The organism is Metabacillus niabensis (genome assembly GCF_020524345.1).
In the GTDB taxonomy this organism is placed as follows: domain Bacteria; phylum Bacillota; class Bacilli; order Bacillales; family Bacillaceae; genus Metabacillus; species Metabacillus niabensis_B.
Map to the genome: position 1 here is coordinate 471811 of NZ_JAIVLH010000001.1, position 15115 is coordinate 486925.

At 36.0% G+C, this 15115-nt stretch carries 17 protein-coding genes; all 17 read left to right on the forward strand.

What is annotated here, in order from left to right; translation table 11 throughout:
- Positions 1-125 precede the first annotated feature (125 nt).
- The 17 genes from hbs (at position 126) to trpA (ending at position 15060) form a co-directional block, all read left to right on the forward strand.
- A complete protein-coding gene (gene hbs / locus LC095_RS02455; protein ID WP_034332307.1) occupies positions 126-404 on the forward strand; it encodes a non-specific DNA-binding protein Hbs in 279 nt (92 codons plus the stop codon).
- Between the two features lie 229 nt (positions 405-633).
- A complete protein-coding gene (gene folE / locus LC095_RS02460) occupies positions 634-1200 on the forward strand; it encodes a GTP cyclohydrolase I FolE (protein ID WP_226526635.1) in 567 nt (188 codons plus the stop codon).
- Positions 1201-1322: 122 nt separating this feature from the next.
- Positions 1323-1547: a trp RNA-binding attenuation protein MtrB gene (gene mtrB / locus LC095_RS02465; RefSeq protein ID WP_026560218.1), complete on the forward strand. Its 225-nt coding sequence runs from the start codon at positions 1323-1325 to the stop codon at positions 1545-1547.
- Between the two features lie 404 nt (positions 1548-1951).
- Entirely contained in the window at positions 1952-2719 is a 768-nt protein-coding gene (locus tag LC095_RS02470) for a heptaprenyl diphosphate synthase component 1 (protein WP_226526636.1), read from the forward strand.
- Between the two features lie 2 nt (positions 2720-2721).
- On the forward strand, positions 2722-3441 hold the full coding sequence (locus LC095_RS02475) for a demethylmenaquinone methyltransferase (RefSeq protein WP_226526637.1): 720 nt from the start codon (positions 2722-2724) through the stop codon (positions 3439-3441).
- Positions 3442-3666: 225 nt separating this feature from the next.
- A complete protein-coding gene (hepT, locus tag LC095_RS02480; RefSeq protein ID WP_226526638.1) occupies positions 3667-4629 on the forward strand; it encodes a heptaprenyl diphosphate synthase component II in 963 nt (320 codons plus the stop codon).
- Positions 4630-4740: 111 nt separating this feature from the next.
- On the forward strand, positions 4741-5187 hold the full coding sequence (gene ndk / locus LC095_RS02485) for a nucleoside-diphosphate kinase (RefSeq protein WP_226526639.1): 447 nt from the start codon (positions 4741-4743) through the stop codon (positions 5185-5187).
- Between the two features lie 170 nt (positions 5188-5357).
- Positions 5358-6134: a CheR family methyltransferase gene (locus LC095_RS02490; RefSeq protein ID WP_226526640.1), complete on the forward strand. Its 777-nt coding sequence runs from the start codon at positions 5358-5360 to the stop codon at positions 6132-6134.
- A gap of 77 nt (positions 6135-6211) precedes the next feature.
- Positions 6212-7384 carry a chorismate synthase gene (gene aroC / locus LC095_RS02495; protein WP_226526641.1) on the forward strand — a complete coding sequence of 391 codons (1173 nt, stop codon included), beginning with the start codon at positions 6212-6214 and terminating at the stop codon, positions 7382-7384.
- Positions 7384-8463: a 3-dehydroquinate synthase gene (gene aroB / locus LC095_RS02500; RefSeq protein WP_226526642.1), complete on the forward strand. Its 1080-nt coding sequence runs from the start codon at positions 7384-7386 to the stop codon at positions 8461-8463. The genes aroC and aroB overlap by 1 nt, the downstream gene beginning before the upstream one ends.
- Positions 8464-8474: 11 nt before the next feature.
- Complete coding sequence (gene aroH, locus LC095_RS02505; RefSeq protein ID WP_226526643.1) at positions 8475-8846, forward strand: chorismate mutase; 372 nt, start codon at positions 8475-8477, stop codon at positions 8844-8846.
- Positions 8847-9150: 304 nt separating this feature from the next.
- Positions 9151-10692 (forward strand): anthranilate synthase component I, encoded by a 1542-nt coding sequence (gene trpE, locus LC095_RS02510; RefSeq protein WP_264195882.1) that lies wholly within the window; start codon positions 9151-9153, stop codon positions 10690-10692.
- The gene (gene trpD / locus LC095_RS02515; protein WP_226526644.1) at positions 10664-11680 is read left to right on the forward strand and encodes an anthranilate phosphoribosyltransferase; all 1017 of its coding nucleotides are present in this window, start codon (positions 10664-10666) and stop codon (positions 11678-11680) included. Before trpE ends, trpD begins: the two co-directional genes overlap by 29 nt.
- Positions 11673-12437 (forward strand): indole-3-glycerol phosphate synthase TrpC, encoded by a 765-nt coding sequence (gene trpC / locus LC095_RS02520; protein ID WP_226526645.1) that lies wholly within the window; start codon positions 11673-11675, stop codon positions 12435-12437. The genes trpD and trpC overlap by 8 nt, the downstream gene beginning before the upstream one ends.
- Positions 12430-13083, forward strand: coding sequence for a phosphoribosylanthranilate isomerase (locus tag LC095_RS02525; RefSeq protein WP_226526646.1), 654 nt, complete (start codon positions 12430-12432; stop codon positions 13081-13083). The genes trpC and LC095_RS02525 overlap by 8 nt, the downstream gene beginning before the upstream one ends.
- Positions 13064-14260 carry a tryptophan synthase subunit beta gene (gene trpB, locus LC095_RS02530; protein WP_226526647.1) on the forward strand — a complete coding sequence of 399 codons (1197 nt, stop codon included), beginning with the start codon at positions 13064-13066 and terminating at the stop codon, positions 14258-14260. Before LC095_RS02525 ends, trpB begins: the two co-directional genes overlap by 20 nt.
- Positions 14257-15060: a tryptophan synthase subunit alpha gene (gene trpA / locus LC095_RS02535; protein ID WP_226526648.1), complete on the forward strand. Its 804-nt coding sequence runs from the start codon at positions 14257-14259 to the stop codon at positions 15058-15060. Before trpB ends, trpA begins: the two co-directional genes overlap by 4 nt.
- Positions 15061-15115: the final 55 nt, after the last annotated feature.

The window sequence follows — 15115 nt, forward strand, 5'->3', positions numbered from 1 at the left end:
GAAAAATCGTTTAAGATAAGCGTGTTACAAATAAAATTATGAATTTATCATGTATACAATTGATGAAAACTGTGAAGAAATGAAGACTAATAAGAGTTCCATCCCTTTGGGAGGAGGTGAAAGGCATGAATAAAACAGAACTTATCAACGCAGTAGCAGAAGCTAGTGAATTATCTAAAAAAGACGCAACAAAAGCAGTTGATGCTGTTTTCGATACAATTTTAGATGCACTAAAAGATGGTGATAAAGTACAACTTATCGGTTTCGGTAACTTTGAAGTTCGTGAGCGTGCGGCTCGTAAAGGTCGTAACCCACAAACTGGTGAAGAAATTGAAATTGCTGCAAGCAAGGTGCCTGCTTTCAAACCAGGTAAAGCATTAAAAGACGCTGTTGCAGGAAAATAAGTTAATTTGTCATGTAATAACTATTACATACAAGCTTCTTTATGAAAGCCCCTTTTTATAAGGGGCTTTTCATTTGGGATAAAATTTTTATGTGATCATGCTCGTTTTTTCCTCAAAATAAATGATTTAAACGGAAATTAACTAATATTGCCTGCTTTGTCTTACTTTGCTTTTCTTAGTGTGTATATGCTAGAATCTGTATCAAATAAATGACCAGGAGGCTAAATCGATGGTGCATGTTAATCATGAAAAAATTGAACAAGCCGTTACATTAATTCTTGAAGCAATTGGAGAGGACCCTTCAAGAGAAGGGTTGATAGATACGCCAAAAAGGGTAGCTAAAATGTATGCTGAAGTTTTTAGTGGTTTAGGTGAAGATCCAAGTGAACACTTTAAAACAATTTTTGGAGAAGATCATGAAGAACTTGTGCTGGTAAAGGATATTCCCTTTTATTCAATGTGTGAGCATCACTTAGTTCCATTTTTCGGTAAAGCACATATTGCTTATATCCCTAAAGGTGGAAAGGTAACAGGATTAAGTAAACTTGCTCGAGCAGTAGAGGCTGTTGCGAAAAGACCACAACTCCAGGAGAGAATTACGTCAACGATTGCTGATTCAATTATGAGATCACTTGAACCTCATGGAGTCATGGTAGTTATTGAAGCAGAACATATGTGTATGACAATGAGAGGTGTAAAGAAACCGGGGTCACAGACAGTTACATCAGCGGTAAGAGGGATTTTTCGGAAGGATGAAACATCCAGGTCTGAAGTGCTGTCACTAATTAAAGGGTAGTTATAATGCCGACTAATGCTTATCTATCCCACGAACAATTTTATGAGCTTTCTCTAAGAGAAAATGGTATGATGTATAGGAGAATACATATAGTTAATCTGTAAAAACAGGCAGGTGTAAGGATGAATCAAAAAAATGATTTTGTAGTAATTAAGGCAATTGAAGACGGAGTTCACGTAATTGGCTTAACAAGAGGTTCTGATACAAGATTCCACCACTCTGAGAAACTGGACAAAGGTGAAGTGATGATAGCTCAATTCACAGAGCATACTTCTGCCATTAAAATAAGAGGTAAAGCTCAAATTCAAACGGCTATTGGAGAATTGGAAAGTGATTCTCGCAAATAAACATTCCTTGTATTATGGATCTGATGACTGTTGGATACGCTTGTCTTCTGATAGTTCTAATTCTAGTTTATACGATTTGAATCCAGGAGACAGCAGGCGTTCTGAACAGTCTAAAATGATTTTAAGCATAAAGAATAAACTATATTTAAAATAAAAATCCATTTTTGGTTATGATATAATAAAATATGTTTATTAATATATAAATAGTACATATAGATCTAATTTATATTTGTTCATAAACCTACTAAATAAGTGGAGTAGAGGCCATTAAAAAGTAATTTAAATTTGTCCCCTTTTCCACATATGGCAGGTTCTTACTAGTTGAGTAAATCCATTTTAGCAGAGAGCAGGCTAGTAAGTGATAGGATAGAGATAATGTTAATTTGGGGACAAGGGTGATATATTTGCAGGACTTAGTAGTACATTTAGCTAAATTAAAGAAAGATTTAGAGGAAAAGCTCGAACATCCTTTTTTAGTCAAGCATTTACCTTCACCCAAAATTGATGAAGATAAATTGCTACTGTTATGTGCGATTTTTGATGAGATGGATCTTTCTGATGAAGTAAAGAGAAGCTATATTATGACGGCTATGTTTGTTCAAATTGCCCTTGACACACATGATAATGTTACAACGAATCTTCATATTAATTCCGAAGAATTTGTACAGAGACAACTAACAGTCTTAGCTGGAGATTACTTTAGCGGGTTGTATTATTTATTGCTTTCTGAAATTGAGGATATCAAGATGGTTGGAACGTTAGCATTGGCAATTAAAGAGATTAACGAACATAAAATAAGATTATACCATGAACATAATCTGAATTTGCCCTCAATGATGAATAGTTTTCAAATTGTTGAAACCAGCCTGTTTCAACATGTAGCCAATCACTTTAAGCTTTATTCTCATAAGTCATTTAGTATAGACTTCCTAACTTATAAAAGACTATCTCATGAAAAATTTCAGCATGTAAATGGAATAGTACGTAGTCCATTTACAATTAATTATTTGACAGAAACGTGTAATGTGTATTTTGAAAAGTCTGTTTCTCTTCTTAATTCAGGATTTTTAAAAAGATCTTCCTTTAGGGAACTGTTGTCGGATCGACTTCATTCAATCCGTTTTCACGATGCATTACTACATGAGAAAAAGACAGTGGAAGAAGGTTTATAAGTATGGGTCAGTCGAAAGAAGATAGAGTCCATGGTGTTTTTGAGAAGATTTATGAAAATTATGATCAGATGAATTCTGTCATTAGTTTCCAACGACACAAAGCATGGCGTAAGGAAACGATGAAAAGAATGAATGTGCAGAAGGGACAATCTGCTTTAGATGTTTGTTGTGGTACTGCAGACTGGAGCATTGCTTTAGCAAATGCAGTAGGATCCGAAGGTAGTGTAACAGGGCTTGATTTTAGTCAAAATATGCTAAAGGTAGGTCAGCAAAAGGTAGAACAGCTGGGGTTACAAAATGTAAGTTTGATCCATGGAAATGCAATGCAGCTTCCTTTTAAAGATCATAGTTTTGATTTTGTTACAATTGGATTTGGTCTCCGAAATGTTCCTGATTATATGCAAGTATTAAAAGAAATGAATCGTGTATTAAAACCTGGTGGAAAGGCGGTTTGTTTAGAAACCTCTAAACCAACTTTACCGGTATTTAAGCAATTCTTCTTTATTTACTTCCGCTATGTCATGCCGCTATTTGGGAAAGTTTTCGCTAAAAGCTATAATGAATATTCATGGCTGCAGGAATCCGCACGTGACTTCCCTGGAATGTCTGAACTAGCTACAATGTTTAAGGAAGCGGGCTTCATAGACATACAAGTAAAACCCTTTACAGGTGGTGTAGCAGCGATGCACCTCGGAAGTAAGCCAAAAGAAGAGAATGAATAATAATGATAGGTATGACCAATTTCTTAAAAAGTGGGCTTAAGTAAGGTAAATTAACAAACTTTTTTTGTACTTTAAGAAAATTTCCTTTTATTAAAGGTTTAGAGTATTAGTAAAGACATCGACTTCCTTATTATTAACGGAAGTTGTGTTCTTCTTGAAGTGGTCATTCATTATTACCGGGTACTCTTATCCACAACAATTAATCGGAGTTTAAGGTGAATTCGTATGAAATTAAAAGCAATGTACTCTTTTTTAAATAATGACCTTAATATAATTGAACAAGAACTGGAAATAACAGCTGTTTCTGAATACCCTTTACTGCGTGAAGCGAATGTAGAATTACTAAAAGCAGGTGGGAAACGAATTCGCCCAGTATTTGTATTATTGTCTTCTATGTTCGGAAACTATGATATAAACATAGTTAAACATGTGGCTGTTGCATTAGAAACAATACACATGGCTTCACTTGTTCATGATGATGTTATCGATGATGCTGAGTTAAGGAGAGGTCAACCCACTGTAAAAGCAAGATGGGACAATCGGATCGCGATGTATACAGGGGATTATTTACTCGCAAGGTCACTAGAAGTGATGACAAAAATAGATAATACGACAGCACATAAAATCTTATCAAAAGCCATCGTGGATGTATGCTTAGGGGAGATAGAACAAATAAAAGATAAGTATCGATTTGACCAATCAATTCGAACTTATTTAAGGCGAATAAAGCGTAAAACAGCACTCTTAATCGCAGTAAGTTGTCAGCTTGGGGCCATTTCTTCAGGAGCACCAGAGGAAATCCATAAAAAATTATTCTGGTTCGGATACTATGTAGGCATGTCGTTTCAAATTACAGATGATATTTTAGATTTCACCTCGACTGCTGAGGAACTTGGTAAACCGGTTGGCAGTGATCTTTTACAAGGAAACATCACTCTGCCTGTGTTGTATGCCCTTGAAGACCCAACTATTAAAAAAGAGATAGAAAAAATTACGATGAATACGACAGCAGAAGATATAAAACCAATACTAGAAATGATCCAATCCTCCGGAGTTATAGAGAAATCTGTAAAAATAAGTGATCGTTATCTCCAAAAAGCCTTTCTAATATTAGAAGAGCTTCCTAAAAATCGGGCAAGATCAACTCTTTACAGTATTTCGAAGTATATTGGAAAAAGAAAATTTTAAATTAATTATTGATATCTCCACCCTATCATTGCAATCTTTTCCCCTACATGATATTATTTTTTTGAGTGTGAAAGCCTATACATAAATTTTCTATGGGGTGGAGAATATATTATGGAAAAAACATTTTTAATGGTAAAACCTGACGGGGTACAACGCCAACTAATAGGGGATATTGTTAGTAGATTTGAAAGAAAGGGCTTACAAATAGTTGGCGCAAAGTTGATGACAATTCCTGTTGAATTGGCTGAAAAACATTATGGAGAGCATAAAGGGAAGCCATTTTATGATAATTTAGTGCAATTTATCACTTCTGGACCGGTTTTTGCAATGGTTTGGGAAGGTGAGAATGTAGTGGAATTAACACGTAAAATGATGGGAAAAACAAACCCTAAGGATGCAGAACCAGGAACAATACGTGGAGATTACTGCATGTATGTTAGTAAAAACATTATTCATGGTTCAGATTCGACGGAAAGTGCTGATAGAGAAATAAGCCTATTTTTTAATGATAATGAACTTGTGAGCTATAATAAAGCAATAAATAGTTGGATTTATTAACAGATTCATAGGAGACACAGGGGTTCGGATGCCAATTCGAACCCCTATTTTCTATTACAAAACAAGTTTCGGCAATTTTCTTTAAAAATTGAGCAAATTCAAACAAATTTAAGATATACTATAAAGTAATATTGGATGATTATATTTGACAAGTTTTAGGAGAGCTGACAATGGTTGACCAAGATTATGAAATATTCATAAAAAACATCAAAAGGAAAACAGGAATTGACCTATCTCTATACAAAGAAGCCCAAATGAAAAGAAGGTTAATATCACTCTATGAAAAAAGAGGATTTACAAGTTTTAGTCAATTTTTTGAAGGGATATCTAAAAAGAATGAATTATATTATGAATTTTTAGATCGGATGACAATTAATGTATCAGAATTTTATCGTAACTATAAAAGATGGCAGGTTCTTGAAGAAAAGATTCTTCCCTTTTTATTAGAAAAAAACGGTCATATAAAAGTTTGGAGTGCTGCCTGTTCAACGGGTGAGGAACCTTATACAATTGCCATGATACTGTCAAAGTTCATGCCGTTAACCAAAGTAAAGGTGTTAGCAACTGATATTGATGAAAATGTTATAGCAAGAGCAAAGTTGGGAATATACCCTGAGCGTTCCTTAAATGAAGTACCTGCCGAAATAAAGAATAAATACTTTAAAAAAGATGGCGCTAATTTTGTAGTTAGTGAGGATATTAAGAAAACAGTCCAATTCAAAAAACAGAATTTATTGTCAGATACGTTTGATACAAACTTTGATTTAATTGTTTGTCGAAACGTTTTAATATATTTTACAGAAGAAGCTAAGGAAACTTTATACTCAAAATTTAGCCAAGCTTTAAGAAGAGATGGGATTTTCTTCGTTGGAAGTACTGAACAAATTTTTAATGCAGATCGTTTTGGTTTTAAATCTGCGGATACATTTTTTTATCAAAAGAAGTAAAAACTTGCTATTTTATTTGAATAACTTATGTTATATTTATACTTAAAAGCGTTAGTGCGTTGAAGGGAGAGAGAACAATGAGATATTTAACAGCTGGTGAATCTCACGGGCCTCAATTAACTGCTATTGTAGAAGGTGTACCGTCAGGACTAAATTTAACAGCAGAAGCGATAAATATTGATTTAGCAAGAAGACAAAAGGGGTATGGTCGAGGCAGAAGAATGCAAATTGAAAAAGACCAGGTACAAATATTAGGTGGAGTCAGACATGGAAAAGCACTAGGATCTCCTATTTCTTTAGTTGTGGAAAATAACGATTGGAAACATTGGACAAAGATTATGGGTGCAGAGCCAATTTCGGAAGAAGAAGAAAAAGAAGTGAAACGCCAAATTACTCGTCCACGTCCTGGTCATGCAGACCTTGTCGGTGCAATGAAATATGGTCATCGAGATATGCGGAACGTACTTGAGCGCTCATCTGCACGTGAAACGACTGTAAGAGTAGCGGTTGGAGCTTTAGCTAAGCAAATTCTAGCAGAGCTGAACATTAAAGTTGTTGGTCATGTTCTAGAAATTGGTGGAGTACGTGCTGAAAATACAAATTATGATAATATTGACGATTTATTAGCAGTGACTGAGGAATCTCCAGTAAGATGCTATGATCGTGAAGCAGAATCAAAAATGATGGAAGCTATCGATAATGCAAAGTCAAATGGCGATTCAATTGGTGGTGTAGTTGAGGTTGTTGTGGAAGGATTACCGGCAGGTATTGGTAGTTATGTACATTATGACCGTAAACTTGATAGTAAAATAGCAGGTGCGATTGTTAGTATTAATGCATTTAAAGGTGTAGAATTTGGAATTGGATTTGAAGCTGCCCGTAAATTTGGCAGCCAGGTTCACGATGAGATCATTTGGTCCGAAGAGGGCGGTTATACAAGAAAAACGAATCGCCTTGGCGGTTTTGAGGGAGGCATGACAACTGGAATGCCTGTTATTGTCAGAGGCGTTATGAAGCCAATTCCAACTCTTTATAAGCCGCTGCAAAGTGTGGATATTGAAACAAAGGAACCATTTACTGCAAGTATTGAACGTTCAGATAGTTGTGCAGTACCAGCAGCAAGTGTAGTTGCCGAGGCTGTTGTAGCATGGGAAATTGCAAATGCTATAGTGGAACAATTTGGTATTGATCGGATGGATTTAATCAAGGAAAACGTTGAAGCAATGAGAAAACACACGAGGGATTTCTAATGAAATCAATTAAAATCAAAACAACAGAATCAGAGTATCCCGTCCTTGTGGGAGATAACGTTATAAGTGAACTTACAACGATACTAAACGGTTTATCTCCTTCAAAGGTTTTGATTGTAACAGATTCAAATGTTGACAAGTTTTATGGTGAGAAATTAGTAAGCACAATATGTCCTCATTTCACAACTTATAAATATGTTATTACTAGTGGGGAAGAAGCAAAATCTTTTGATGTGTTTTATGAATTACAGACTTATGCATTAAAACAGCAGTTGGACCGAAAGTCTGTCATTCTTGCTTTTGGTGGTGGTGTTGTCGGAGATTTAACCGGATTTGTAGCAGCTACATTTATGAGGGGAATTCCTTACATACAAATCCCAACCACTCTTTTAGCACATGATAGTGCTGTTGGAGGAAAGGTAGCGATCAATCATCCGGAAGGGAAAAATATGATCGGTGCATTTTATCAGCCTAAAGCAGTTGTTTATGACAGTCACTTCTTAGGAAGTCTGCCAATTGAAGAAATGAGATCCGGCTTTGCAGAGGTTATAAAACATGCACTAATTCGAAGTGAATCATTATTCCAATATTTACAATACGAAATACATGATTTGCAGGATGTGAATAATGAGCGACTAGAAAAAATGATTCTTGAAGGAATTAAGATTAAAGCAGATGTTGTTTCAAAAGATGAAAAAGAGCTAGGGATAAGGGAAATTTTAAACTTTGGTCACACTTTAGGTCATGCAATTGAGGCTGAAGCCGGATATGGAAAACTGTCTCATGGAGACTGTGTTGCAACTGGAATGTTATTTGCTACTTGGCTAAGCATGAAATCTTTAAACATATCATTACCATATGAAGAATTAAAAGCATGGTTTAAGAAAATAGGTTTTCCAACAACCATACCGGTTTCACAAGACACACTAAATTTGATTAAAAGAATGACTAAAGACAAGAAAACAAAAGCGAATCAAATTAAAATGATTTTGCTTAAAAGGATCGGAGAAACGACATCTTTGACATTTACTGCTGAGGAACTACACTCATTGGTAAATGAATGGAGATCTATCGAATAGGAGGAAGTCGCTTGATTAGGGGGATTAGAGGAGCTACCACTGTTACAGAAGATAATGAACAGCAAATCTTGAAGGCAACAAATGAGTTATTAAAGGAAATGATTAAAAATAATAGTATTCACCCGGAACAAGTAGCACAAGTTATAATAACGGTAACAGAGGATCTTATATCGACTTTTCCTGCAAAGGCATTGAGAAACATCGAAGGGTGGACGTATGTTCCTGTTATGTGTATGCAGGAAATACCTGTTAAAGGAAGCCTGAAAATGTGTATAAGAGTTATGATGACTGTGAATACAGACATTGAGCAGGATAAAGTCAATCACGTTTATTTAGAAGGAGCAACTGTCCTTCGCCCGGATTTGTCCGTTTCCTCTCAATAATTATTTGAAAATTTCAAACAGTATAACATCCAATCTTGACAGGTTGATTAGATTTATAATAACATGTTGGAGAAGATTGATTAGTAGATGAGTAGAAGAGTTTAGATTAGGGTAGCCGAGAATGAGTGAGTTTAGTTGAGGTTTTTTCTAAAAGGCACAAGTCTACCCAAAAACCGTTCGTGTTTTTGGGTTTTATTTATATTTTCATTATTTGAAAATATTAAATATTGTGCTAAAACAATCTTCAAATTTTACAACCTCCTAAATGCTCGTTCTCCAAAATTTCTTGGAGGAGTGAGTTATATTGAATTTTTCTTCATTTTCCACTTTCTGTGAAGATAGCAAGCAATTTCGTACGATCCCCATTGTAAAAAAGTATATTGTGGACACCTTCACACCTATTCAATTATTTCAATTATTTAAGGAAGAAGCTGTTTATTTGCTGGAGAGTAAGGATGCTGAATCAGAATGGTCCAGATATTCTTTTATCGGCTTGAATCCGTTTTTATTTATTGAAGAAACACATGGTGAATTTTCATTATTAAATGAACAGCGTAAAACAATTACAAAGTCTGCATCCATTACACAAATGTTTAAAGAACTCCAAAAACACTTATCAATAAAATTACCAGAGCTTGATATACCTTTTGTTGGTGGAGCAGTCGGATATATTGGATATGATACAGTATCCGTTATAGAAAAGGTTGAAAAACATAAGCTAAATGATTTGAATCAACAAAATTGTATGTTCTTTGTATGTGAAACCGTTATTGCATTCGATCATCAAGAGAAACAGCTTTATTTTATTCACTTTGAGCGGGTGAATGGTACAGAATCTGAGGAGCATTTAAAAGCTACTTATGAACTTGCTGAAGCCAAATTGAATAAATACGTAAGCATGCTGAAGCAAAAGCCCCAAGCAGAGAACATGCCGCTTGCAGTTTCAGATCAGTTTGATCTTAATTTTGATGAAATTAAATCAAACTATGAAAAATCAAAGTTCTTAGAGGATGTAGAGAAAGTAAAAGAATACATTAGAGCCGGGGATATCTTTCAAGGGGTACTTTCACAAAGATTTGAAATACCTATTTCAACAGATGGGTTTTCACTTTACAGAATTTTAAGGATCGTTAATCCATCCCCATACCTTTTCTATATTCGAATAAATGATACAGAGCTTGTTGGAAGCTCACCTGAAAGATTAATTTATATTCAGAATAAGCATCTGGAGATTCACCCAATTGCAGGTACAAGAAGACGCGGGAAAACGATTGAAGAAGATTTGTACTTTGAGGAAGAACTTAAACATGACGAGAAAGAAAAAGCAGAGCATTATATGCTTGTTGATTTAGCTAGAAATGATTTGGGCAGGGTTGCAGAATATGGATCTGTTACCACTCCAACTTTAATGGAAGTTGGCCGTTTTTCTCATGTTATGCATTTAATTTCAAAGGTAACCGCAAGATTAAAAGATGATATACATCCGATGGATGCTCTTCTTTCATCATTTCCGGCCGGGACCGTTTCCGGTGCACCTAAAATTCGAGCTATGCAAATCATACAGGAGCTAGAACCTACAGCAAGAGGCAGCTACGCTGGTTGCGTAGCATATGTAGGGTTTGACGGCAATGTAGATTCTTGTATAACAATTAGAACCATTACAGTGAAAAATAATATTGCTTATGTTCAAGCAGGAGCAGGTATTGTTGTAGACAGTGTACCTGAGCTTGAATGGAAGGAAACATGCAATAAAGCTAGTGCAATGTTAAAGGCTATACAGTTAGCTGAGAAAGTCTTTTCAAAGGAGGAGAAAAGTAATGAAAGAGCTTCTAGCAAAATGTATTGAGGGGAATACGTTAACAGAAAGACAAGCGGAAGATGTAATGGACTTAATTATGACGGGTGAAGCCACCCCTAGTCAGATTGCTAGTTTAGTATCTATCATGCGATTTAGAGGAGAAACTGTTGATGAACTTGTAGGATTTACAAAATCAATGAAAAAACATATGTCCAGTTTATCGTATAAAAGTGATGTCATCGATACATGTGGTACTGGTGGCGATGGTGCTTCTACATTTAATATTTCAACTGCAGCAGCAATTGTTGTATCGTCTTTAAAGGTGAAAGTAGCAAAGCATGGTAACAGGGCAGTTTCCTCAAAAAGCGGAAGTGCCGATGTTCTCGAGAAACTTGGTGTGAATATTCAGACATCAAAAGATGAAGCGTTGGAAAGTTTAGAAGAACGTCACATGAGTTTTCTCTTTGCACCAATGTTTCACTCTTCCATGAAGCACGCAGTAGCTCCAAGAAAGGAGCTCGGGTTCCGTACTGTTTTTAATTTGTTAGGACCTCTTTCTAATCCGGCCAATGCTAAACGACAGGTCATCGGCGTTTTTTCTACAGAATATGCGGAGAAAATGGCAGAAGCATTAAAGCGATTAGGTGCTGAGCATGTCATGCTTGTCACAGGCCGTGATGGGCTAGATGAAATATCGATAACAACTGCAACAGATATTGTGGAATTAAAAAATGGCGAGATTAAGAGGTATGTTCTTCAACCCGAAGATGTGGGGTTAAATAGTGGTATTATAGATGAAATTCAAGTGTCTAATGCAGAAGAAAGTGCGTTGTTAATCGAACAAATCCTAAAAGGAGAAGGACCAGTTAGTGCCGAGAATATAGTTGCACTTAATGCCGGTGCAGCACTATATGTCGCTAACCAAGTCCCTACATTAGATATGGGTGTTATTTTAGCGAAGGAAGCAATAAAAAATGGTTCTGCATACAAGCAATTAAGATCATTACGTCATCAGCAGGAGGAGCATTATGCTTGAACAAATTCTTGAAACAAAAAAAGAGGAAATTAAACAGTTAATCATCCCGGAAAATGAAGGGCTGCCGCATCGTTCCTTTTTACAGGCTTTAACCAAACCAAATCGTAGATTAGCATTGATTGCTGAAGTGAAAAAAGCATCGCCTTCAAAAGGATTAATTAAACCTGATTTCCATCCGGTTACCATTGCAAAAGCATATGAACGAGGAGGAGCGGATTGTTTATCCGTTCTTACCGATACCCCATATTTTCAAGGGAAAAAAGAATTCCTTACAGAAGTAAAAAAAGCTGTGAATTTACCTGTCTTAAGAAAGGACTTTATCATTAACTCTAAACAAATAATCGAAGCAAAGCACATCGGTGCCGATGCTGTATTGTTAATAGGTGAAGCACTAGAGCCGGCTTTATTAAAAGAATTATATATCCATGCAGAGGAAATCGGACTGGACGTTCTTGTGGAAGTACATGATCAACATCATCTTGAACAGGTTTTGAAGGTAATTAAGCCAAAAATTCTAGGGGTAAATAACCGAAATTTGAAAACATTTGAAACGAATATTCATCAATTAAGTGAAATGATTTCATCTATTCCACAAGATACACTTCTTGTTAGTGAAAGTGGTATTTACACAAATGATGATTTGGACTTGGTCCAACAATTTGGGGCAAAAGCTGTTTTGGTCGGTGAATCATTAATGAGAAAAGAAGATCAAACAACCGCCATAAAGGAATTATTCGGAGAACCTGTTTATGAATAAACCTGTTATCAAATTTTGCGGCGTTCAAAGTCTAAATGATCTTAAAGTGGTCTGTCATTCTCTTGCTGATTATATCGGATTTATATTTGCTGAAAGCAAGAGAAAGGTCGAGCCAATATTAGTTTCCGAATGGTTAAAGGAAGTAGACACATCAAAGAAAGTTGTCGCAGTCTTTGTAAATCCTACTGATGAAGAAATTGAGAACGTTTTGAAACATATACCTGTTGATGTTATTCAATTTCATGGTAACGAAACAATAGATCAAATCAGACGGATTGGTCGTTCCTTCGATGGTCAACTTTGGAAGGCACTTCATCATCATGACAAAACAATAGAGGAGATGGAGCATTATCATTCAGTTATTGATGGTTTTGTTATCGACTCTAGAACGAAGGGTCAGTGGGGTGGAACGGGTGTAAGGTTTGATTGGGATGCTGTTCCACAATACATTGATTTGACAAACCGGCTTAAAAAGCTTTGTTTGATTGCCGGTGGTGTGAATGAAAAAAATATTAGTGAATTATTATCCCTACATCCACAAGGAATTGACTTATCCAGCGGAATTGAAATAGATCATAAGAAGAGTAGCGAAAAGGTCAATAAGATCGAAGAAAGGGTGTTACAGTATGTCAATATATCCAGATGAAAAAGGTCGGTACGGTGATTTTGGAGGACGTTTTGTTCCGGAAACTCTTATGACACCGTTAGCGGAAATTGAAAAAGCGCATAAAGAAGCAATGAATGATCCTGAATTTTTAGAGGAATATCATTATTTGCTAAAAGAGTATTCAGGTAGACCAACAACGGTTACTTTTGCCGGGAATGTAACAAATAAATTGGGTGGAGCAAAAATCTATCTGAAGCGTGAAGATTTAAACCATACTGGAGCACATAAAATTAATAATGCAATCGGGCAGGTTTTATTGGCTAAACGCATGGGAAAAACAAAAGTTATTGCTGAAACAGGAGCAGGACAGCATGGAGTGGCTACCGCAACAGTTGCAGCAAAGTTTGGCATGGAATGTAAAGTATTTATGGGAGAAGAAGATGTTAGACGTCAAGAGTTAAATGTGTTTAGAATGCAACTTCTAGGTGCTGAGGTAATACCTGTAACAAGTGGAAATAAAACGTTAAAAGATGCAACAAATGAAGCGATGCGCTATTGGGTACAGCATTGTTCAGATCATTTTTATATCATTGGTTCTGTTGTAGGACCACATCCTTATCCATATATCGTTCGAGAATTTCAACGCGTGATAGGGGATGAAGCAAGGGAACAATTCTATAATATCGAGGGATCTTTACCAACAAAGGTAATAGCTTGTGTTGGTGGTGGAAGTAATGCGATCGGAATGTTTGCTGCATTCTTACCAGATAAAGTTGAATTAGTAGGTGCAGAAGCAGCAGGAAAAGGTGTGGAAACTGATCTACATGCTGCAACAATCACAAAAGGGACAAGGGGTGTTCTCCACGGCTCATTAACATATCTCCTGCAAGATGAATATGGACAAATTATCGAACCATATTCAATTTCAGCCGGATTGGATTATCCAGGTATAGGACCTGAACATGCACATTTAGCAAGTACAGGGCGTGTGAAATATGAAAGTGTTACAGATCAAGAGGCACTCGATGCATTAGAGCTTCTAGCAAGAGAGGAAGGTATTTTAGCTGCAATAGAATCAGCACATGCTCTTTCCACCGCATTTAGCCATGCAAAGCAAATGAACCAGGACGAAAGTATATTGATTTGTTTATCTGGAAGAGGAGACAAGGATGTTCATACATTAATGGCTCATTATAAGGAGGTTGGAAAAGCATGACCCTTTTTAAACAGTCTGTAAACAGCCAATTATTCATCCCGTTTATTACAGCGGGTGATCCACATTCTGACGTAACTGTTGACTTGGCTATTGCACTTCAAGATGCTGGAGCATCAGCTATTGAGTTAGGTATCCCGTATTCTGATCCTGTTGCAGACGGGCCGGTTATTCAAAAAGCATCTAGTCGTGCGTTGAAAAATGGAATGAACATTATAGAAGCAATGAAACTAGTTCCGAAAATGAGAAAAAAAGGGCTGAACATTCCAATAATACTCTTTACGTATTATAATCCTGTGTTACAATTAAATCAGGAATCCTTTTTCGCTTTACTGCGGGAAAATACAATAGACGGTCTATTAATTCCCGATATTCCATTTGAGGAAAGTGAAGAATTAAGACAAAAATGTAAGGAACAATCTATTTCATTTATTTCGTTAGTAGCTCCTACATCATCAAGTAGAATTAAGATGATCGCAGAGGCTGCAGAAGGGTTTATTTATTGTGTTTCATCTTTAGGGGTAACAGGTGTTAGAAAGAATTTTGATGAATCAATAACATCGTTTCTTAAAGAAGTAAAAAGCTACAGTTCTGTTCCTGTTGTAGTTGGCTTTGGTGTATCTTCACGGGAACAAGTAGAACAACTCTCAAACATTTCTGACGGAGTTGTAGTTGGAAGTGCTTTAGTACGAGAAATTGAACGCCTTCAAACAACTCTAATGGACAAAGAGGGGCGTCAACAAGCAATTGAAGACTTTCAACAGTTCGCCAAAACATTTGTTTTGGTCAATGAAATGAAATGATTTTCATAGAATGATAATTTCATGAAAGTAAACAATAAGAGTGTTTAATAGGTAA

Excerpts from the sequence above, each read along its gene's own strand:
- hbs (WP_034332307.1), top strand. The coding sequence starts at position 126 with ATGAATAAAACAGAACTTATCAACGCAGTAGCAGAAGCTAGTGAATTA.
- folE (WP_226526635.1), top strand. The coding sequence starts at position 634 with ATGGTGCATGTTAATCATGAAAAAATTGAACAAGCCGTTACATTAATT.
- mtrB (WP_026560218.1), top strand. The coding sequence starts at position 1,323 with ATGAATCAAAAAAATGATTTTGTAGTAATTAAGGCAATTGAAGACGGA.
- LC095_RS02475 (WP_226526637.1), top strand. The coding sequence starts at position 2,722 with ATGGGTCAGTCGAAAGAAGATAGAGTCCATGGTGTTTTTGAGAAGATT.
- hepT (WP_226526638.1), top strand. The coding sequence starts at position 3,667 with ATGAAATTAAAAGCAATGTACTCTTTTTTAAATAATGACCTTAATATA.
- ndk (WP_226526639.1), top strand. The coding sequence starts at position 4,741 with ATGGAAAAAACATTTTTAATGGTAAAACCTGACGGGGTACAACGCCAA.
- LC095_RS02490 (WP_226526640.1), top strand. The coding sequence starts at position 5,358 with ATGGTTGACCAAGATTATGAAATATTCATAAAAAACATCAAAAGGAAA.
- aroC (WP_226526641.1), top strand. The coding sequence starts at position 6,212 with ATGAGATATTTAACAGCTGGTGAATCTCACGGGCCTCAATTAACTGCT.
- aroB (WP_226526642.1), top strand. The coding sequence starts at position 7,384 with ATGAAATCAATTAAAATCAAAACAACAGAATCAGAGTATCCCGTCCTT.
- trpD (WP_226526644.1), top strand. The coding sequence starts at position 10,664 with ATGAAAGAGCTTCTAGCAAAATGTATTGAGGGGAATACGTTAACAGAA.
- trpC (WP_226526645.1), top strand. The coding sequence starts at position 11,673 with ATGCTTGAACAAATTCTTGAAACAAAAAAAGAGGAAATTAAACAGTTA.
- LC095_RS02525 (WP_226526646.1), top strand. The coding sequence starts at position 12,430 with ATGAATAAACCTGTTATCAAATTTTGCGGCGTTCAAAGTCTAAATGAT.
- trpB (WP_226526647.1), top strand. The coding sequence starts at position 13,064 with ATGTCAATATATCCAGATGAAAAAGGTCGGTACGGTGATTTTGGAGGA.
- trpA (WP_226526648.1), top strand. The coding sequence starts at position 14,257 with ATGACCCTTTTTAAACAGTCTGTAAACAGCCAATTATTCATCCCGTTT.